15 protein-coding genes are annotated in these 21954 nt (G+C 45.4%); 7 read left to right on the forward strand and 8 right to left on the reverse strand.

The window, feature by feature from the left end; all coding sequences use genetic code 11:
- Positions 1–183 precede the first annotated feature (183 nt).
- Both LMJ53_RS05460 and LMJ53_RS05465 read left to right on the forward strand, forming a co-directional pair.
- Positions 184–792 carry an FMN-dependent NADH-azoreductase gene (locus LMJ53_RS05460; protein WP_229585159.1) on the forward strand — a complete coding sequence of 203 codons (609 nt, stop codon included), beginning with the start codon at positions 184–186 and terminating at the stop codon, positions 790–792.
- Between the two features lie 149 nt (positions 793–941).
- Positions 942–3410, forward strand: a complete 2469-nt coding sequence (locus LMJ53_RS05465; protein ID WP_229585160.1) for a S9 family peptidase — start codon at positions 942–944, stop codon at positions 3408–3410.
- Between the two features lie 458 nt (positions 3411–3868).
- Here LMJ53_RS05465 and LMJ53_RS05470 read toward each other — a convergent pair whose 3' ends face one another.
- A complete protein-coding gene (locus LMJ53_RS05470) occupies positions 3869–4552 on the reverse strand; it encodes an RluA family pseudouridine synthase (RefSeq protein ID WP_420778845.1) in 684 nt (227 codons plus the stop codon).
- Positions 4553–4656: 104 nt separating this feature from the next.
- Between LMJ53_RS05470 and LMJ53_RS05475 the strand changes: the two genes are divergently transcribed.
- The gene (locus tag LMJ53_RS05475) at positions 4657–5328 is read left to right on the forward strand and encodes an RluA family pseudouridine synthase (RefSeq protein ID WP_229585161.1); all 672 of its coding nucleotides are present in this window, start codon (positions 4657–4659) and stop codon (positions 5326–5328) included.
- Here the strand turns inward: LMJ53_RS05475 and LMJ53_RS05480 are convergent.
- The 7 genes from LMJ53_RS05480 to LMJ53_RS05510 all read right to left on the reverse strand — a co-directional run bounded on the left by LMJ53_RS05480 (position 5285) and on the right by LMJ53_RS05510 (position 13852).
- Positions 5285–6778: a PAS domain-containing protein gene (locus LMJ53_RS05480; protein ID WP_229585162.1), complete on the reverse strand. Its 1494-nt coding sequence runs from the start codon at positions 6776–6778 to the stop codon at positions 5285–5287. The genes LMJ53_RS05475 and LMJ53_RS05480 overlap by 44 nt on opposite strands.
- A 63-nt stretch (positions 6779–6841) precedes the next feature.
- On the reverse strand, positions 6842–7252 hold the full coding sequence (locus LMJ53_RS05485) for a hypothetical protein (protein WP_229585163.1): 411 nt from the start codon (positions 7250–7252) through the stop codon (positions 6842–6844).
- Positions 7253–7427: 175 nt separating this feature from the next.
- On the reverse strand, positions 7428–7856 hold the full coding sequence (locus tag LMJ53_RS05490; RefSeq protein ID WP_324295589.1) for an HD-GYP domain-containing protein: 429 nt from the start codon (positions 7854–7856) through the stop codon (positions 7428–7430).
- Positions 7857–7916: 60 nt separating this feature from the next.
- On the reverse strand, positions 7917–10151 hold the full coding sequence (locus tag LMJ53_RS05495) for an alginate lyase family protein (RefSeq protein ID WP_229585164.1): 2235 nt from the start codon (positions 10149–10151) through the stop codon (positions 7917–7919).
- 60 nt (positions 10152–10211) lie between these two features.
- On the reverse strand, positions 10212–10370 hold the full coding sequence (locus LMJ53_RS05500; protein ID WP_229585165.1) for a hypothetical protein: 159 nt from the start codon (positions 10368–10370) through the stop codon (positions 10212–10214).
- Between the two features lie 148 nt (positions 10371–10518).
- The gene (locus LMJ53_RS05505; RefSeq protein ID WP_229585166.1) at positions 10519–10758 is read right to left on the reverse strand and encodes a hypothetical protein; all 240 of its coding nucleotides are present in this window, start codon (positions 10756–10758) and stop codon (positions 10519–10521) included.
- Positions 10759–10831: 73 nt separating this feature from the next.
- Positions 10832–13852 carry a TonB-dependent receptor gene (locus tag LMJ53_RS05510; protein ID WP_229585167.1) on the reverse strand — a complete coding sequence of 1007 codons (3021 nt, stop codon included), beginning with the start codon at positions 13850–13852 and terminating at the stop codon, positions 10832–10834.
- 304 nt (positions 13853–14156) lie between these two features.
- On the opposite strand from LMJ53_RS05510, the gene LMJ53_RS05515 reads away from it, so the two are divergent.
- From LMJ53_RS05515 to LMJ53_RS05530, 4 genes are all read left to right on the forward strand, one after another.
- Positions 14157–14900 (forward strand): FadR/GntR family transcriptional regulator, encoded by a 744-nt coding sequence (locus LMJ53_RS05515; RefSeq protein ID WP_229585168.1) that lies wholly within the window; start codon positions 14157–14159, stop codon positions 14898–14900.
- 887 nt (positions 14901–15787) lie between these two features.
- Positions 15788–17710, forward strand: coding sequence for a methyl-accepting chemotaxis protein (locus LMJ53_RS05520; protein WP_229585169.1), 1923 nt, complete (start codon positions 15788–15790; stop codon positions 17708–17710).
- A gap of 199 nt (positions 17711–17909) precedes the next feature.
- Positions 17910–19442, forward strand: coding sequence for a bifunctional GNAT family N-acetyltransferase/carbon-nitrogen hydrolase family protein (locus LMJ53_RS05525; protein WP_229585170.1), 1533 nt, complete (start codon positions 17910–17912; stop codon positions 19440–19442).
- A 193-nt stretch (positions 19443–19635) separates the two neighbouring features.
- Positions 19636–21945 (forward strand): TonB-dependent receptor, encoded by a 2310-nt coding sequence (locus LMJ53_RS05530; protein ID WP_229585171.1) that lies wholly within the window; start codon positions 19636–19638, stop codon positions 21943–21945.
- Positions 21946–21954 lie beyond the last annotated feature (9 nt).

Here is a 21954-nt window from a genome sequence, read left to right on the forward strand (position 1 = left end):
TATTCGTTATTTCCCGGCGATTAAGTGCGTTTTTTGAAACGTGCAATTTATACGCAGCGAAATAGGAACTGGTTTTAAATATAATTAAAATAAAAAATAGAACGTTAAATCCGAAATTATCCGTTTTTAATTCTAAAAAGTTGCATGTAACATCAGCTAAATTTTTTTAAACGGAGAATGTTGATGAAAAATATCTTAGTGATAAACAGCTCGATCAGTGGCTCTGCCGGTAAATCTGTAGAATTAGTGCAACACTTTTTAGCACAGTTGCCGCAAGCGCAGCACAAGGTAACTGAAATTGATTTAAATGCGACGCCACTGGCGCATTTGACAATGCCTGAGATGGGAAGTTGGATGACGGCTGCCGCAGAGCGTAATGCCGAGCAACAACAACTCGCGGCAATTTCTGATGATTTAGTGGCTCAGATTAAAGCGGCTGATGTTTTAGTATTTGGTGTGCCCATGTATAACTTTGCGATACCTAGCCAATTAAAAGCGCTGTTAGATCGTTTAGCACGAGTAGGGGTAACCTTTAAATACACTGAGCAAGGCCCAGTCGGGTTGTTAAACGACAAGCCCGTGGTTTTCGCACTGACTCGTGGTGGCGTATATGCAAATAGTCCGGCTGACAGTCAGGTACCTTTCTTAAAAACCTTTTTTAATTTCTTAGGGCTAACGCAATTGCATTTTGTTTACGCCGAGGGCTTAAATATGGGGCCTGACAGTGCGGCACAAGCCATGAGTAAGGCAAAAACGCAACTTAGCGCACTCGGCAAGCAGTTATTTGCTTAATGTTTGTTTTTTAGCTGCAACACAAACCGGCGTGATGCCGGTTTTTTGCTTTTTAGCGTATTGGCTTTGCATTCAGGCGCAATCGGTTGCGTTCTGATTTCAAGCTTTGTATAACAGCAGGGTCTTAGGCAGAAATGAAGAATAACTCTATGAAAAAATTTCACTGCGCCATACTGGCTTTAAGTGTCAGCTCGTTATTGTGTTTTAGTTCGGTTGTGGCTGCAAAAGGTGAGCCTCGTACTTGGGCAACCGATACCATCAGCGTTGTGCAACAAAATCAAGTTGATCCGTCCATTCGATTGACGATGGAACAAATTATGGCGGATCCGGATTGGTTGGGTCGTCAACCAGAAAGCGCTTTTTGGGCTCCAGATAGCAGCACGGTGTATTATCAACGCAAACGTGAGCAAAGCGAATTGCGCGATTGGTTTCGTCGTCCGGTGCAAGGGGCAGGCAATGGTGAGCAAGTTAAACTCGCTGATTGGCATCAAATGGGCGCAGAGCAGTTGGTTTTTAACGCTGATCGCAGCAAAATGGCTTATATTTTTGAAGGAAACCTGTTTGTCATTGTTGATGGGAAGTTGCAGCAACTGACCCGCAGTAATAGCAGTCAAAGCAGACCACAATTTTTGTTAGATGGTCGTTTAGCCTATCAACAAGGTTGGGATTTTTTTGCTTATGACTTTAACAACGGTAGCCACAGCGAAATTGCCAGTTTAAAAACAGAAGATGCCCCCACCGCACCTGCACCGGCAAAAGGCTATTTGGGTCAAGAGCAAGCGAAGCTGATCCGATATATTGCGCTACAACAACAAAATCAAACCGAGCGTTATCAGGCCGCACAGCAGTTACGCACTGAAAATAATAGCATGGCTCCGGCCGCGATTTATTTGGGTAAAGGGCAACAAATTGTTGATGCCAGCTTATCGCCCAAGGGTGATTTTTTGATGCTTGCTACGCGTAAATCGAGTGCGCGCAATGACAAAGATATTATGCCGAATTATATTACGGCTAACGGTGATATTGCCGCGCAGCAGGTGCGTGCACGTGTGAATGATTTTTCTCTTGAGCCGCAAAAGTTGCTTTTAGTTGATTTACAACAAAACAGCATGCAGGAGCTCAGTTATAGCAGTTTGCCAGGTTATAACGAAGATGTGCTGGCAGAAGTGAAAGCAGAAAATGCCAAGGCACAGGGTAAAAAGTATCAATCGGAAAAAGTGATCCGTGATATTGGCTTAATGACCGATTGGTATTGGAGCCAAAGTGCCATGCGTTGGCACAATAACGGTCAGCAAGTGGCGGTCATGTTAAAAGCCTTTGACAATAAAGACCGTTGGATTGCCACTGTCGATTTGGCGAAAAAGCAGTTAGTACCTCAGCATCGTTTGCATGATAAAGCTTGGGTTAATTACGCTTTTAATGATTTTGGTTGGTTAAACAACAGTGAAACCTTGTTCTTCTTATCGGAAGAAAGTGGTTATGCCCACCTTTACAGCAAAGCATTAACTGCGAAAAAAGCGACAAAATTAACTTCTGGCACATTTGAAGTGACCGGCCCGGTGTTAACGCATGACGATCATTACATTTATTTCACCGCTAACAAGAGCCATCCTGGGATCTACAATGTGTATCGCCAAGTGCTGGGCACTAACCAGACTGAACAGGTGACCAATTTACTGGGCAGTACGGAGTTTACTTTATCGCCAGATGAACAGCAGTTGTTGCTGCGTCACTCAACCAACCTGATGCCACCTGAGCTGTTTGTAGCAGAGGCGAAGGCAGGTACAACGGTTCGTCAGTTAACGGATACGGTTTCTGCAGCGTTTCGGCAGTTACCACTAGTTGCACCTCAGGTTGTGGCTGTGCCTTCAAGGCATGGCTCACATCCGGTATTTAGCAAATTGTATTTACCGGCTGATTATCAGCAAGGCGAGGCCCGTCGTGCTGTCGTGTTTAACCATGGCGCCGGTTATCTGCAGAACAGTGATTTAGGTTGGTCTGGTTATTTCCGTGAATTCTTGTTCCATAACTTGTTGGTTCAACAAGGGTATGTGGTACTTGATATGGATTACCGCGCATCAAAAGGTTACGGCCGTGATTGGCGCACTGCGATATATCGGCAGATGGGAACACCTGAAATTGAAGATTTAGTTGATGGTGTGGACTATTTAGTCAAAAACGCCAATGTCGACCGCAAGCGTGTGGGTACTTATGGCGGTTCATACGGTGGTTTCATGACTTTTATGGCGTTGTTTAAAGAGCCTGAGTTATTTCAAGCAGGGGCAGCGCTGCGTCCAGTCAGTGATTGGGCTTATTACAACCATCCTTATACCTCCAATATTTTAAACACGCCGGCAATCGATCCTATCGCCTATGAGCGCAGCTCGCCCATTTATTTCACCGAAGGTTTGAAAAAGCCCTTACTGATCAATGCTCCCATGGTTGACGACAACGTGTTTTTTCAAGATGTGGTGCGTTTGGTGCAGCGCTTAATCGAGCACGAAATTGTCGACTTCGAAACAGCGATTTACCCCGTTGAAGCGCATGGCTTTCGTCAACCAAGCAGCTGGTTAGACGAATACCGTCGCATCCACAAACTGTTCGAAGAAAACCTCTAAACCGCTCATTCCACACAATAAGGGCCTCACTCAGGCCCGACCACACTCTGACACTGGTACGACCGCACTCCGGTACAGGTCGTACCACACTCTGACACTGGTACGACCGCACTCTGGTATTGGTTGTACCACACTCTGACACTGGTACGACCGCACTCCGGTACAGGTCGTACCACACTCTGACACTGGTATGACCGCACTCCGGTACTGGTTGTACCACACTCTGACACTGGTATGACCGCACTCCGGTACTGGTTGTACCACACTCTGACACTGGTAAGATTGCACTCCGGTACTGGTTGTACCACACTCTGACACTGGTAAGATTGCACTCCGGTACTGGTTGTACCACACTCTGACACTGGTACGACCGCACTCCGGTACTGGTTGTACCTTACTCTGAGTCTGGTATGACCATACTCAGAGACGTTTTGAGGGGAGGATGTGACGGAAGGCGCTTAGCGCAGGCGTTTGCCGCTGGCAGTGACGAAATCGCTATCGGCATTAAAGGTGAGTGTTTGTTGGCTGTAAGGTTGTTGCAGTGTCAGTGTGGCGGCATGGAGTAGTAAGCGCGGTGCAGCTTGTTGCACCTCGATAGGGGCATAAAAAGCATCGCCTAAGATCGGATGCCCTATTGCTGCCATATGAACGCGTAATTGATGTGAACGGCCGGTAACGGGCCTTAATTCTACTAAGGCCGAGTTAGCGTATTGCTCTAAAACTTTAAAATGCGTTTCTGCTACTTTGCCTGCGGTATCAACTTGTTGTTTGGGAGGATTAGCGGGATCGGCCGCTAAAGGCAGAGTAATGCAACCTGCCGTTTCAGTCAGTTGCCCGGCAACAATGGCAAGATAGCGTTTTTTTACCAAACGTTCGGCAAATTGCCGTTTTAATTCTCGCTCGGCTTTGCGCCTTAAAGCAAAAGCCACCACACCGGATGTACTGAGATCTAATCGATGAACTAATTGCGCTAGTGGGTAGAGCGCGCAAACTCGGCTGAGCAAACAATCTGCTAACTCAGGCCCTTTACCGGGGTTGGTTAGCAGGCCACTGGGTTTATTGACGACTAACAGATCTTTGTCTGCATATAAAATATCTAGCGCAGTTTGCGGAGGGTTATACCGCAGCGGAGCAATCATCATGCTGTTCCTGTGTCAGTGTTTTTGCGCAGCTTAACGGATTTATGGCTGCTGGCTAGGTTTTTTTGCGGCATAATGCCTGGGTTTTTTAGTATTTGAGCGTAACTATGTCTGTTGAACCGCAAGCGTTAGCCATATTACCGGCAACCCAAGACGCCTACCGCATTATTTATCAAGATGATGTGCTGCTGGTGGTGGATAAACCGAGCCATCTCCTCACTGTGCCTGGTCGACATCCGGCGAATCATGACTGTTTAATTAGTCGGGTGCAGCAGAATTTTCCAACTGCCCAGGTGGTGCATCGTTTGGATTATGATACCTCAGGCTTGGTCATTTTACCGTTAAACAAAGCGACACTCTCAGCCATTAGTAAGCAATTTCAGGCACGAACCATAGAAAAAGATTATTTGGCTGTGGTTGCGGGTGACTTACCAGACAGTGGCGAGATTAACTTGCCGATAGCGGCGGATGCTGACAATCGCCCACTGTATAAAATTTGTGCACAAAGCGGTAAACCGGCTTTGACGCATTTCACGCGCTTGGCTGATCCTGCTTTAATCGACAGCTCCCGGGTTTTGTTACAGCCGGTGACCGGTCGCTCGCACCAGTTGCGTTTGCATTTGCTCAGTATTGGCCATGCCATCTTAGGGGATACCTTATATGGCACAAAAGCCATTGCAAAAAGAGCCCCGCGTTTACTGTTACATGCTTACCAAATTCGTTTTCAACACCCGCTTAGTGGTGAGTCGGTGCAACTGACAGCGGCCCCGCCTTTTTAGGTAGGGTGGAACGTAACTGGATAAGCACGCTAACCCCATGGCTGGCAGGATAAATACTGATTAAACTCGGCTCGGTGTGTGAGGGCAGGGTAAACCACAGCTGACTATTTTGTTTTTCAGCAAAGGCCCGTTGGATCGCGCTGATCAGCGGGCTAAAATCGACTTCTGATTGATAGAACACTTCAGTCATGTGTTTACCCGGTGACAAGGCTCTATTACCGGCAATCCATTCCAGAGCTTGCTGGTTGATATAGCTAAAGTGAAAATGGGCATCTAGCATAAATAAACCATCGGTCACATTTTCTAAAATCTGATAAAGCGAGCGCTTAAGCTCATCAGTTTGTAGCCATAGCGCTTTTTGTTTACTGATATCCATGGCTGAACCAAACCAGTAACTTAACTGCCCCGGAGCCTGATAAATGGGTACGGCATGCATCAGGTGCCAACTGTATTGTCCATCCGCACCTAACAACCTAAATTCAATTTTGTATGATGTTTCATGCTGTAAAGCCTGTTGCCAAGCTGACATGGTTGCCGCTTGGTCTTCAGGATGGATGATGTTAAGCCAGTCGGCGACAATACGCTCTGCGCTCCAACCACAAAATACTGCAAAACTTTGTGAAATAAAGTTAATCAGGCCATCCGCATCGGCGATCCATACCTTAACGGGTAAGGTGTCGGCTAGATATTTAAACTGTTGAATTTGCTCACTAAGCGCATCGTCTGGTGATAATAATGGCTGAAGGTTTTGTAATAATCCGCGCACAATGTCGCGATTATCTGGATCCGGATAAGCAATCAGTTTGATCCGTTTCACCGGTAGGCTTTGGCTGGCTAATTGCATTTCAAGCTTAATCATTTTTCCTTCAAATAAACAGGCTTGAACTCGGTTTGTTAATTCAGTTTGTGAGGCATCATCAAAACAGGCATAAAACTGCTCAATGGTTAGCTCAAGCTTGTTAAGTTTTAATAACTCGCAACTGGCTGCATCTAACACCACCATTTTTCGGTAGTCATTTAAGTGCCAATGACTTAATCCGGCCACCTCTTGGGCTAAATTTAACTCCAGGCGAGCGCGTTTTTCTTGCTGCAGTTGAGTTTGTTGTAATTGAAGATGGGTAATAATTTTAAAACTTAGCCACCAGAGGATGGCGATGACCAAGGTGGCTAATCCGCGATTGGCCAATACATAGGCTTCTGAGAAGTTATCTGGCGCTGGGGGAGCGATGAAATAACCGAGCCATGTGGCCATGATACTTAAACTGGCGGTTAGGTTCAGTAAACGATAACGGTAGGTGAAACCCGCTAGTAAGATCAACGGCGCATATAGCATGCCGTGAGCAAAACCAAGTTGGGTTAAATTATCCGCTAATAAAATGACAAAAATAGCTAAAATGAAGCAGGGGAGCACAAAGCGAGAAGACTGAAAAAAAGCCAAGGTTTTGTGCATGAGGTTCCTTTTCTATGCTCACCGGTAATCTCGCAGCTGTGCTAGATCACAAGGTGTGGCGTATTAGATCACTGTATTAATCAGGCTACCGCTTTTTTCGCCAGAGGAGCCGTTTACTAAGTTATTGATCTCGATTGTTAAGGCATTAGCTTTGTTATCAGGCTCTGCCGAAGAGTTTTGGGTAAATTGTCGGTTGACACTTTGCTGAAAACGCTCATTGTTTTGCTGGTTGCTTTGGCTCAGTTGTTCGGCCGCATTTAAATTTTGCTGTAGGGTGCTCGCTTCATTTTCGGCAGCGTTAGCCTCAGTATCTAAACGTTTTGCGGCCGCATCGGCTTGTCGGGCTTCACGCCGTTTGGCTGCAGCCTGGGTTTCTAAAGCACGTGCTTGCTGCTCAGCAAGTTCGGCTTGTCGAACTGTCTGTTGGCGTAATAGCGTATTAACCGGAAAACTACCCGTGCTTAAGGAACTCATTGTAGCTGCTCCATCTGTTTGGCCCAGCTTTGGCTAAACCTAGCTAAACTATAGTGCATTTTCAGTGAGATGCAAATAGCATCAAAACAGCGTTAACGATAAAAGAGTAGCTAAAACAAATTGTTACGTTACTTTTTAATTTTCTCTCTTGTCCGTTTTTTCATTAATGTTTTAGTCAATCTGCCCATTTAGCTTTAATGGCTAACAGCTTCGGTAACTCGGCGATAAATAAAGGCACCAATTGAGGATCAAAATGCTTTCCTGATTGGCTGGTTATAAACGCTAAAGCCGCGTCTACTGTCCATGCTTGCTTGTAGGGTCGTTCACTGGTTAGCGCATCAAATACGTCGGCAAGCGCCACGATCCTTGCAGCGATAGGGATCTCAGCGCCGGCTAGACCATCGGGATAGCCGCTACCATCCCATTTTTCATGGTGCCAACGTGCCACTTGAGACGCGGTTGCCATCAGGCTTGAATCACACTCGCCGAGAATATCAGCACCAATGCAGGTATGTTGGCGCATAATGACCATTTCGTCGTCAGTCAGTTTACCCGGTTTCAATAAAATATGATCGGGTGTACCAATCTTACCGATGTCATGCATTGCGCGGCATGTAACAGCTCTTCTGCCCAATGAACAGGCTGTTTCATCATATACTGCTGGTTATTTTGTCGCATGCAACAACGCAAAGCGGCCGCTGAAACTGTAGCGCTTGCCATTCAAAGTGAATTGGCTAGAGGTTGAGCCGTTGACTGGGTCGGTGCGATAGGCCAGTAAGAAATGCCGGTTATCTTTGAATTGCAGGTCGATAATTTCCATATTTTTTAAACTGTGGCTGTTCATCGCAACCAGTTTACTGTTGGCATCTAAAGTAAATTCATTTGATGGGTTATATTCACCATGCGGTTCTAACACACTGACGAAACGTTGCTCACGGCTGCCGTTGCTGCGCAGAATAAAGGCACGTTCGTTGCGTAAATTGTTATTTGGATCATTGGCACCCAGTTGGGTAAATAACACCTGTAAGTTAGCGCGATTAGCGGTGTTTAAAGTGTAGAAACGCCCGTTGTCATTCAACCATGTAATTTTAGCCAGTGCCGCATCTGGCTTGCCAGTAGCGGTTAACCACAGGTGTTCATAACCATTGGCTTTACCCAGTGCTTGCATTTGCTGTAAGGCGGTATCACGTTTAAAGTTAGTTTCAATTAATTGACCGTGGTAATGCAGCGGTAAATCAAACTGCTTAGCGGTTTTAGCTGTCGCTTTTAAGATGTCGACCACTAATGGCAGATCACTATCAGGTAGGGTGATTAACGCCATGGTGCGGGTAAATTGCGTATCCTTATAAGCGGTATCCATACTTGCAGAAGCGATACTGCCTTGCGGGTTCGTCGCAAAAAAGTGTAATTCTGGATGGTGCTGATTACCGGTTTTCGTATTACCTGCGAAGTGGCTTTGCTCGTTCACCACTAAGGTATTGTGCGCAACCGTTTGCTTAGCCCAGGTCTTGTTTTCATTAAGGTAACCACCACCGTCTTTGGCTTCAACATTAAGAAAACGCACCGCACCATAGTCGGTAACAATTTCAGCCCCTGCATCGTAGAATTGCCAGTTGAGTTTATCAAAGTGTCCATGGCCTAAACCTTGCGCAGTAGCTTTAAACACCACGGCAGCCGGTTTTGGGGTAGCGCTGCGCATAACCACTAAAGCCCCTTCGTTACCATCCTTGCCGTCGCCATAGGCGATGCTATTAAAACGGTAAGGGGTGGCTTTGTTTGCGGCCAGATCACGTGCCACTTTTAAGCCATCGCCAGTCAATAAAAGGGTGTTTTGGCGTTGCGCAATATCCAGCAAACTGGTGTCGCCATTTAAACCGTAAGCCATGGCTACACCTGTAACTAATTCAATGGTATCAATACCTTTGTTTTTGATGGCATCGTTTAGGGGGAAGAATAGGCCGTTGTAGCTTAATTGAATAGTGGTATCGATGGCTTTTAACAACACACCGTCGCGGTAACCAAAGATATCGCGCTCAGGTTGGTTGACTTGAATTGCTTTCGCAAAGGTGACAAATGGCAGCAGCGCATAACGCTGGTAATAAGGGCCTTCATTGTAATAACCCTGCGGTGAAAACAACGCTTGCAGCTGGCGTAAAAAACCCCCTTTGCCAGATTTGCTCAAATCTAATAAGGCGGTTTCAACGAATTCCGGCTCAGACAGGACATAACCGGTCATGCCGACGGCTGCAGTAGCCCAAGTGCCATGGTTATGCACTTTATTAAAGGTTTGCGGTGATTCAATCGATAAGAAACGGGCGACTGGGCGAATAATGCCTTGTTCAATGGTGTGGCGTTCTTCAGCTGATAAGACATTGTAAACTAAATCATAGGCTTGAATGGTATACACCAACCAAACCGCTTCGTTTAAACCTTGCCAAAATAATTTGCCTTCGTTACTACTTTTGCGCATGGGGTGTCGCGGTAACGTTGGGTAAAGTGCGGCATACTTGAGTAACATATCTCGAACGTAGTGTGCATAACGGTTTTGCTCGGTTAATTGAAACACAATGGCAGCGTCATACATTAACTGAGCATTTTTCTTGTGGCGTTCGTGGGTATAACCGCCGCCGGCATCTTTGGGAACCGGTACTTCCATGCTGAAGGTTAATTGCTTATCAATGCGGGCTTTTGTTTTGTTAAAGGTGTCGGTAAATAAACTTGGCGTTTGAATGGCTGTGCGCATTTCAATAATATCGGCTGCAGTGAGCACCAGGTTAGGATGCGGCTGCGCCAAGACTAGGCTGTGCCAACATAAGGTGGCTACAGCCAGTAACGCAGCGGTCAGTTGGCTGATACGGCGCCAAGCCGTTACGGGAGAAGTCAGTGTTTGGGTATTCATTTATTATGCCTCTACAGAGCTAACACGCGGTTGTGGCGTGACGGCGAATGGTTTGTCGTATCAAGCGGGGCCTGTCGCTTCCTTGCTAACCGGAACTAACCCCGCTGATACGCCAAACTTTGCTAAAGCCGCATCAGTAGCGTAAAGCAGGCCAGTATTGGCACGGCTTAAACTGATGGCTGGCGCTTTAATGCCTTTTAATCGTTCACCTAGCGTCATAGAATGAGTGACGTTAAAACTGACGTTGATACCACTGATAGCATCAAAGGGCTGAACGGTGTTTGTTGTTTTGTTGAAAAAATAAATTGCCTTGTATGCGGCTATCCATTGCTATGGCAGTGCATTAAGCATCGCTACCGGCCGCTACCTAAATATTATCGACATTAATAACGCTGTTTTGACTGTTCTGTGCCTTCACAACTTGCTGATAGCGCTTCACTGACCCGTTTGGCACGCCATTCATCATGGTATCGCTAGGCTTAGCGGCGCGCAGCGTTTTGGAGAACGCGGCGTTATCCGTAACTAAAGGATCTGCGGCATCTACAGAGAACAGGCAGCATAAGCTGATAATGACGGCGGCAGAGCATAGTCGTGTTGTATTTTTCATGGTAACCACTTGGTTTGAAACAAGAGAAAAAAAGCACCCATCAAAAGGCGATGGGTGCTGCAACACCATGCAATTAGAACACGGTTTTCAGGCTTAAGAAGTACTTAGGACCTGAACTTGACACTAACGTAGGCGTATTGCTGGCGCCACGTGTCATGTATTGAGCTTCGTCAGTAATGTTCAACGCTTGGAACGAAATAGAAGTCGCCTTAGTCATTTTGTATTTCGCACTAAAATCAACATAGTTGAACGGCTCAACATAACGGTTAGAGGCGGCGCCACTGTTTGGCTGGAAGTATTGTGAGCGGTACTTGTACAGCACGCGCATGGAGAACTTCTTACCTTCCCAGTATACCGAGCCCGAGAACACGTCTTCGGATAAACCAAACACGTTAGCGGGCTCAACAAAGCCGGCTTGCGTTAAATTACCGTCTAAGTCAAACACATCCCCGAAAGTGCCATCTTGATTTTCGAAAGACGAGTTTGCGTAGTTATAAGATAGCTTGACACCCAAACCATCAAACGGGGCAGGTAAATTAACGAAGTTGTGCTGCGCACTCAGCTCTACACCGCGTAAGTAGCTGGCGTCATCGGTATAGGTGCTGGTTGATAACTGCACATCAATCGGCTGGCCATCAATAGTTAAGGTTTCAGCAACAACCACGTCACGGAAGTTTGCTTCAAACTGTTTCACATAGAACGCAATGGAGTAAGCGGTATCCATTGAGGGGTACCATTCCAGTGATAAGTCAGCACTGTTTGACATTAAAGGGGTTTGATAAGGGTTACCACCGCTAACCTGACGAATCAAATCGTTCGGGTTAGTAATGGTATCTTCAGTATTCACATCGATATCACGGCCTGCGCTCATGTCTAGCAATTGCGGTCTGGACATAGCACGATAGGCGGCTGCACGAATTAAGAACGTATCGCTGTAATGAAAGGTAATATTGGCACTGGGTAAGAAGTCGATAGTATCATTTTTGATATTAAACTCTTCAATGGTACCCGTTGGCTCTAAGGTTAACGAGCCCGTGTTATTGGTTGAAACGCGATAGCCCGAGCGAATGCCGTTAGAATCAATTTTGGTTTGCACCGCGCGTAAACCGATGTTACCTGATACCGGTAAACCAAACAGTTGGGTTTGCAGTTTAGCCATGACATAAACAGCAGTAATTGACTCTGTAATATCAACATCACCCGTACTGCGCACATCAGCGAAGGGGCCGATGTCGGCAAAACTACCGTCAGCATTTACGCCAGATAAAATACCAAAACCACAACGGCCATTTAACTGGGCAAACTGACCATCAGCAAAACCACTACCAGACTCGCTGCTTAACCAATCTGGATTATTCCAATCGATAAAGCAGTTGTTTACAACAGCGTTAACCAAGGTTGCATCACGGGTGGCAAATTCGCTTGATTCTGCACCGGTGAAGGGGTTGACGGCACGAGTGGTATCTAAATCGGAGAATAGCTCTTCTTCAGAGTAGCGCACACCGGCATGAATACTCGAAAAAACGTCGCCACCTAAGTAGTATTCTAAGTCGAAGCGGATAGCGCCTAAGCGGTCAAAGCGTTCTTCCATTAAACGACGGTATCGGGCTTCTGGGTTGACATTATTGTTCCGAGCGGCACTCCAAGACGCAATATTGTTGGGATCAAAAGCGGTACTGCTGTTGTAACCGGCATCACCTGGGCTATTCCAGTTAGCATCTAAGAACTGCACTTCGCTTAAACGATGTGCCGTGTTATCAATGCTGTATTTCCAATAGCTATTGCTAATAATCCGAGATTGATAATCTGTACGGTTACGGTAAGACTTAGAGTAAGAAATATCAGTAGAAATTTTTAAATCGTCTGTGAGGTTATGCTCAATATTTAAACCCCAACCGTTATAGGTTTCGTCTTCATTACGATAAAGACCTTGGGTTTCCATTCTTGAATCACCTTCGCGGTACAGCAGGTTTAATTCGTCATCGATAATATGGTTACGCAAGTTACGACGGGCACTGGCGATAACGAAATCATGGCGATCTTCAAAATAGGTATTGTTTGAATATTCAATATCAAAGTTGATATTCCAAGCATCGTTTGGCTGCCATTGTAAGGCGGTGACGAAGGCATCACGCGTATCTTCTTCTTCTTGATTACGGAACGTCCAGCTTGATGGCGTTAAGAAAACAGATGAACGGTCATAATTATCAATATTGGCCCGGGTAACACTGGCGTTCGCATTGCTGGACGTCGAGTTACAATCGTTTACCGTACGAGTTGGCGTACCATCAGCTAAGCGAGTAGCACAGGCATACATGGTCGAGCTGGTTAACATGCTTTCTTCAGGGTTAGAAGAATCCGTACGCTGATAACCGGCGGTGATTGCAAAGTTACCTAACACAGCATTATTTAACTGCTTAACAAAAGAAGCGGTAACCTGATTACCTAAACCGTTCTCACCATCGGTGTGTGCGGTGTGATTGTTATAGATACCTTGCAACTCAAGTGAAACTTGATCTTTGCCGTAATCCAGCGGGCGTAACGAGTCAACGTTAATGGTACCGGCTACCCCCCCTTCAACTAAATCAGCTTGTTGTGATTTATACACCACCACTTTATCAGAGAATTCAGACGGGAATTTTTTGAAGTTCACGGCACGGCTAAAACCGGCACTGGTAATAGTGCGATCATTAAAGGTGCTATAACCTAAAAACGGACCTAAACCACGGATAGACATTTCAGAGGCACTACCTTTACCACGGTGGCCTGACACGCTGGTGATGTTTTCGATAACATCAGAGATAGATAAACCCGGTAAATCACCAAAATCTGCAGCGGCAATAGAATCAGTAATGGCTTCAGTGTTTTTCTTTAAGGTTAACGAGCGGGTCATGGTGGCACGCATGCCTGATACTTGTATCACTTCTACATCAACTTCTGCGGCTTTTTGGGTGTCAGCAGCGGTTGTCTCAGCCTCTTGCGCCACAGCTGGCATCGCTAGCGCTGCCAATAGGGTCGATAATAGGGCCCATTGTGTGGTGTGCGTGCCACGACTTGCAGCGCGGATCCCTGTGCTTACTTTGCTTAGTTTCATGTCTACCCTCGGGTGGTGTTTTTATATGCCGCTATGTATCGCACAATTTATATCGCTAGCTATTATGCGTGAAAGGAATCTAACCAATGGATGAAAAATTGTCAATCATGTTGCATTACCAATGTGAGCTTTTTTTCGGCATGATGTTATTACCAGTTTTTGGTATAACCTGCTATGCTTAAAATATAGCTTGGCCCGTAATGGTAAAACCACGATTTTGTTTTTGCTTAGGGCTTTTGAAGTCGCTAATATGCACGTTAATTAGTGCACAGAATATTGGTTAGAAAAATATGAGAGAGCCTGTATGAAAAGCAGACGAATGTTTTGGGGCATCGTAGACGAAATTGAAGCGTTAATTGATAGCGGTGAATTTGCGCCAGGTAGTCGTTTACCGGCTGAGCGCGAACTGGCAGAAAAGTTTGATGTCAGTCGGCCGACTATTCGTGAAGCGATCATTGCTTTAGAAGTGCGTGAGAAGGTTGAAGTGAAAACCGGCTCGGGGGTTTATGTACTTGAAGGTGCGGTTAAAAATAATAAAGAAGCGGTAGTGAATGCTTTTGAATTAACCCAAGCTCGGGCACTGGTTGAAGGCGAGGTCGCGGCATTAGCGGCGGTGAGCATTACTGATGAAGAGCTGGCCCGTTTACATGATACGCTTGTTATGATGAAAGATCGTGGTGAAACGGAAGAGGCCGATCGCTTATTTCACAGTATTATTGCTGGCGCGACTCGAAATGGCGCGATGATTTTATTGGTCAATAAGTTATGGTCTTTGCGTGAATCTACCGCCGCCATCATTGATGATTATGCTAGCGTCTGTAGTAAGGATAGCCATTTAACGTTGCAGGAGCACACGGCCATTTATAATGCGCTTAAGGCGAAAGATCCGTCAAAAGCGCGGGTGGCCATGCATAATCACTTTAACCGTTTGATCAATACCTTGTTTGATGCCACGGAAGCCAGCGCTTTAGAAGAAATACGCCGTAAGAATAACGAGAAACGCGGTTTATATTCCATTTCGAATTTGGTTAAACATAAAGTGGTTTAGCCCTTATTGCTCTGTGCCACGGCGCGTTTCGTCTGCTGAATGGGGTTAAACGCACAATAGCCAAGTCGTCAACATCAATAAGCTTAATAAAAAAAATGCAGCGATCATCGCTGCATTTTTTATGTCTGCAAAATATAAGAGGCCCTTCATAAGAAGGGCCTCTCGCTGTATGTAGGGTACAGCGTTTTATAAAGCGTTTAGCCGTTACACCATTAACTTATACATGTTAATCATGTCAGCTTGATTGATTGGGCGCGTGCCCGCTGTGGTTTCAGGTTTATGTCTGTTGTAGCTAACCGCTGCTAAAACATCATGGGTTGTGTTGCTAAAGTAGGTTATTGGCAAACTTACCAAAGGGTTAAACAGCAAAACATCACAGGGTGAGGCATAAGGTAGGCGCCAGTGGCTTTCTTGTCAACCAATTAATTTTAATTGGTATGACATTTTGAGTGGTTTTGTAACGGTTTTTATCTTTAGAAAAGCGAAGTAATACTCCAGCTTATCGATGCAGTGTTCTAAGACGAACGCCATTGCTAATGGCTTGGTATGGTTTTGGTCATATCAGCTGGTTTAACCGATTTTCAGGGGAATACCTTGGTATCGTCTTGATGTTTCCGGCTTTTACTGCGTTTGTTTTGTCGTTAAATGTATTTTGGGTCAATCATCTGCTAAACCTTATAGATAGGCAGATACACTCGTCAACATTAAGTCAGTGTGCCTTGTTGCCAACAGCGTGAGTTTTGATTGATAAAAGTATTAGGGTTTAAGTGCCTCTACCGATATCGCAAAGTCATAAAATCAGGTAGTGTGCCGACATAATATTAGACAACGTTCTGCGTTGTTATCCGCAGTACCCACGTCACGATTACTTTTGAGGCTATAAATATATGTCTATTCAACGAAAGTTTGTATTATCGGTGAGCGTATTAATCGTGTGCTTAATGCTGATCGCGGTCGGATTGACCTATGTTCGCACCAACACAGCAATAAAGCAGCAAGTGACACAAAGCGCGCAGCAGCTCAATTCCAGCGTGGTTAAACTTCTTTCTGTAACCGATAATCTGATGCAAGACCGTGTCGCCAGTACCATGAAATTGTTGTTGCAACGGATTGAACATGCGGGGCCTGTGGCTTTAAGTCAACCGGTACAAGTTAAAGAGGTGATGGTGCCTGATTTACTGATTAACGATGTACCACAAGCCAATAACTTTAAACTCGTTGATGAGCTAACCGATATCGCCGGTGGCACGGCCACACTTTTTAGCCGAGATGGTGATAATTTTGTACGGGTGGCCACCAATGTGCTGGTGAATGGGCAGCGAGCCATTGGTACACAGTTAAATCCGAGCGGTACCGTGATTGAATTAATAAAACAAGGCAAGGCCTTTTTTGGGCAAGTTGATATTTTAGGCACGCCTTATCTCACCGGCTATACCCCGTTATTCAACTCGGCACAGCAAGTCGTGGGAATTGCTTATGTTGGTTACAAAGCCGACTTAACTGAACTTGAAGCCAGTATTAAAGACAGCAAATTGTTATCAAAAGGCTTTGTGGCCGTGGTCGATGACAAAAACCGTGTGCGGATGCATTCAGATAACCAAACCACTGCTGCAATTGAAAGTATCTTAGCCGGCTCAGACAGTGATTGGACCGTCATTAATAATGATTACCCTGCATGGCAATATCGAGTCATTGTGGCAATTAATCATGATGATGTCGCTGCGCTGGTCAGAGCTGAATCATTTAAAATTGGTTTTGCTGTGATTTTTATTGGTTTGCTGATTATCGTGTTGATAGCAGTGTTGGTGAATCGCTTGATTGCGGCACCTTTAACACAAACCATTAGCCGATTAACGCAAATTACCCAAGGCGGCGGCGATTTAACACAGCGTCTATCCATTACCACAAAAGATGAAATTGGCACTATGGCGCAAGAGTTTAATCAGCTACTGGAACATGTTCGCCAGACTATTGCTAAATTTGCTCATACCAGCGAAGCATTGCAGCACTCTGCTAACGATCTGAGCAGTTTGGCAGACCGCTCAACAGCAGCGAGTGCTTCACAAAGGCAACAAACTGATCATGCTGCGGCGTCAATTCATGAAATGGCAGTAACCGCACAAACAGTGGCGCAAAGTACGGTGGATGCAGAGCATGTGGCGGGTTCCGTATTTGAGTTAACCGATAAAGCCAATCTGCAAACACAACAATTATTGAAAAGTATCGAGCAGCAACAGGAAAAAGCCTCGGCGTCTTCAAAAGTGGTAAAAGAGTTAAACTCGGCCAGTGAAGATATTGCCACGGTATTGAATGTGATTAAATCGATTGCCGAACAAACCAATTTGCTGGCGCTGAATGCCGCTATTGAAGCGGCTAGAGCGGGTGAGCAAGGTCGTGGTTTTGCGGTGGTCGCCTCAGAAGTACGAAACTTAGCCGGTAAAACACAATCTTCAACCGATGAAATTCAAACCATGATTGTGCGCTTGCAAGGTAATGTGAATGATGTGTCGAGTTTTTCAGCCGCGCAGCAACAGATGTCTGAAAATAACACCCAGTCGGCACAGCAAGCTGTTAATGCATTACAACAGGTGTTAGAAGCCTCAAAACGTATTAATGCCATCAATGCCGACATTGCCAGCGCCGCCGAGCAGCAAAGTGTCGTTGCTGAAGATGTCAGTCGAAATGTTGAGAAAATTAAGCAAGGCGCGGAACAAAATTCAACCTATGCTCAAGAAACGCAAAATGCGGCTAACGCATTGCAACAGGCCGCCAACGAAGCCAAGCAATTGCTGGCACGTTATCAAGTGTAAATTCAGCTGGGCGAATAGATACCTACTGCCAAGGTATTGATGCGCCCAGTCTTCTGCCAATTTGGGTTGATCATAAACCTACCTGCCATTTTGAGCCTAAATAATCAATTAAACACGGTCTGAGTGATACGGTAGTAGTCGGTTATTTGTGATAGTGTTAAGCTAAGTTAAAGATAGTGTATTGAAAGCAGGAGACTTCATGGAAGCTAGCCATATAGAAATTCGCCATTTAACCAAAGAAGACATGACTGAGTTACGCCATGCTTCTGAGCAGGTGTATAAATCAGGCCCATTGCTCAGTTGGAGCGAAGAGGTGATTGATACCTTGTTAGCCAAGTTTCCCGAGGGGCAAATTTGTGCCTGTGTGGACGGTAAAGTTGTTGGCTGTGCCTTTTCTCTGATTATTGATTACAGCAAATTCAGCGACGAACATACTTACGAGCAAATTGTTACCGGTTTTTCGTTTAATAATCATGACCCACATGGTGATATTTTATACGGTATCGAAGTGTTTATTCACCCCGATTACCGCGGTTTACGTTTAGCACGTCGTTTATATGATGTACGCAAAGAGCTTTGCGAAAACCTCAATTTGCGCGCCATTATGGCCGGCGGTCGCATGCCAAACTATAATGAACATGCAGAAAAGTTGAGTGCCAAGCAATATATTGAAAAGGTAAAAAGCAAACAGATCTACGATCCGGTATTAAGTTTTCAGTTAGCCAATGGCTTTCATGTGCGCAAATTACTTAAAGGGTATCTGCGTGGTGATACCGAGTCGCAAGAATATGCCACCTTATTAGAATGGGCCAATATTTATTACACCAAATCGGTAAAGCTAATCAATGCCCCTAAAGCCGAAGTACGCTTAGGTTTAGTGCAATGGCAAATGCGCAATATGAAAGATATCAATCAGCTTTTTGAGCAGATGGAGTTTTTTGTTGATGCCGTGTCAGATTATAAAAGCGATTTTATCTTATTCCCTGAATTGTTCGCAGCACCGCTGATGGAGCATTACAACCATTTAAGTGTTACGCAAAGTATTCGCGAGTTGTCAAAATACACGGAAACGATCCGTGATAAGTTTATTGAATTCGCCATTGCTTACAACATCAATATCATTACCGGCAGCATGCCTTATATGTATGATGGCAAACTGCACAACAGTGGCTTTTTATGCCGCCGTGACGGCAGTTGGGAGCAATATGACAAGGTGCACGTCACGCCAGCTGAAAAACGCAACTGGGCGATGCATGGCGGCAATAAAATCAAGGTGTTCGATACCGACTGTGGCAAAATTGGCATTATGATTTGTTACGATGTCGAGTTCCCTGAATACGCGCGCTTATTATCCGATCAAGGCATGAATATTCTATTTGTGCCATTTTTAACGGATACGCAAAATGGTTACACTCGTGTGCGGCACTGTGCCATGGCCCGAGCCATTGAAAACGAATGTTATGTGGCGATTGCCGGTGCAGTGGGTAATTTAGCCCGTGTTAATAACATGGATATTCAATATGCGCAGTCAGCCTTGTTTACACCATCAGATTTTTCGTTTCCAACCACCGGTATTAAAGCCGAGGCAACGCCCAATTCTGAGATGCTATTGATTGTTGATGTTAATTTGGATCTGTTAAAAGAGTTACATACCCACGGTAGTGTGCATACCATGAAAGATCGACGGCACGATGTGTATCAATTATCTTTGGTACAGCAGCCAGAAAAGTAAACTGCGTTAAGCCCATTATAAAAAAACCGCCACCTTTATTGTGGCGGTTTTTTTATGTCTAAAGCCGTTTTTTTGGGTTGGCTGCTCAGATAACGCGCATGCAAATAAAAATAGTTATCATTTAGGTTTACAGGTTGGGCGAAACCTTTTATGCTTTCGGCCCTGATTGGTTTACCTCTTTAAGGGAATGATAATGACGAAAGTAACCTCTAAACACCCGTCGAACCATTTTGGTTCCAAAGCGCTTTTTACCACTTTAGCTCTAACACTCGGGCAGGTTTCTGCCGAAGAAATTGTGATTGAGTGCGATACTGCCGAGCCCAATTGCCAAGAGCAGGCCATCGAATTAATTAAGATCCACGGTGTACGTTTTTCTAAATATCAGATAGAGCAATCAGGTGATTTGCGTCGCACGGCACCGCTGCTCGATACACCTCAAACCATTACGGTTTTAACCAAAGATCAAATTGAAGAGTCGGGTAAGTCGGATCTCAAAGAAATTTTAGCGGCACAAGCGGGCGTTACCCTGGGCACGGGCGAAAACGGTAATGCCTTTGGTGATCGTTATATTATTCGCGGGCATGAAGCGCGCTCAGATGTATTTGTCGACGGCTTACGCGATCCAGGCATGACCACCCGCGAAAGTTTTGCCACAGAACAAATTGAAATTACCAAGGGCCCCAGCTCGACTTTTGCCGGGCGCGGTTCATCGGGTGGGGCCGTTAACAGTATTAGTAAAAAAGCCTCAACGTCTTACGATTTTGGCCGTATGGATGCCAGCCTCGGCACGGATGAACATCATCGTCTTGTGCTGGATTACAATACGCCGATTGCCAACGACTTTGCTACCCGTATCAATTTACTGAGCACGGCAGAGGATGCTCCAGGGCGCGAAGGAATTAGCCGCAGCCGTGAAGGCGCTTTGTTATCGGGGGTGTATGATAATGCCAGTTCGCTTAAAACTTTTGCTGATGTGTATTATTTAAAAGCCGAAGATACACCGGATTTAGGCAGTTATTATCAACAAGATAGTCGCAAGCCATTAAGTGATATTCCGGTATATGCGCAGCAAGAAGACTTTTTACATTCAGAAGTGGCCGCCGCGACCTTTCGGGTTGAATGGCAGTTAGCGGATAATCTGCGTTTTCATAATGCCACCCGCTATGGGGAAACCCGCAACGGTTATTTAGCGACCGGTGCCCGTGGCACTGAACGCGATGCCTCTGATTTAACAGCGCCGAATGCTCAGACCATAGTGCTAAGTACCCATCAAGGTTGGCAAGATGTTGAGTATTTTGCCAGCCAATTTAATTTATTTTGGGATACCCAAACCGGCTCGGTAGCACATCAGCTGTTATTGGGTCTGGAAATCAGTGACGAGCAAGTGGATAACGGTGTCTATGATATCAGTTACCAAAACAGCACTAATTGCCGTGTTGCAGGGCGCTCGTCAGTCAGTAACAGTTATTGCTTACTGGATGGCATGGGTGAGGTTTACGCGAATGCCGATAATATTATTGGCCGTAATATCGAGAAGGGCAGTTCAGACGCCTTGTTTAAAGCCAAAACGCTAGCCGCGTATGTTATGGATACCGCCACACTGAATGATAAATGGCAAGCGTTCGCGGGGCTGCGGGTAGATCAAATCGATTACAGTAATGATGTCCTTTCCTCTGGTCAGCCGGTGCAATATGCGTATAAAGACCGTTTTTACAATGGTCATTTGGGGCTGGTATATAGCTTGAGCGAGTATGGTAACGTGTATCTAAGTTACGCCACCGCGACCAACATTAATGGTGGCGAGTCTGATCTGGGCGCAAACTGTGGCTATGGCGGTCTTTGTGGTGATCCAGAACAAGCAGCATTAGCTGATCCAGAAACAGTGCAAAATATTGAATTAGGCACTAAATGGTCGCTGTTAGATGAACGCTTATTTTTAGCGGCAGCATGGTTTACCACAACGAAGTCTGATGTGATGGAAAGTGTTGGCGATGCTTATTCAACCTTAGGGACTTTAAACACCGGTAAAAACCGTATTCAGGGTGTCGAGTTTGCCATCAATGGTAATTTAACCGATAAGCTCAGTGTGCAAGCCAGTGCGGCCATTATGCAGTCAGAGGTGCTGGATTCAATTGAGCCTAGCAATATTGGTTTGGCGCTAAGTAACTTTGCTGATGAAAGTGTTTATGTGCAGTTACGTTATCAATTAACGCCTGATTTAGTGCTGGGCGGAGATTACAGCTATAAAAGCGAAATCTATGGCGGTCAGCCCGATACAGCAGCCGGTTTCAATAGCACGATTAACGATTACAGCATAGTGGTACCGAGTTATGCCGTGTTGGGTTTATTTGCCAACTATAACATCAACGAGGCCACCACCTTGCGTATGAATATCGGTAATGTCACCAATAAAGAATACTGGACTGCGGCTTATCGTTCTGGCGCCTTTATGTACTTGGGTGATGCCCGTTCTGTTCGTGCAACCTTAACCTATGAATTTTAAACCTCATTA

Origin of the sequence: Rheinheimera sp. UJ51 (assembly GCF_020819615.1) — a bacterium.
GTDB lineage: Bacteria > Pseudomonadota > Gammaproteobacteria > Enterobacterales > Alteromonadaceae > Alishewanella > Alishewanella maricola.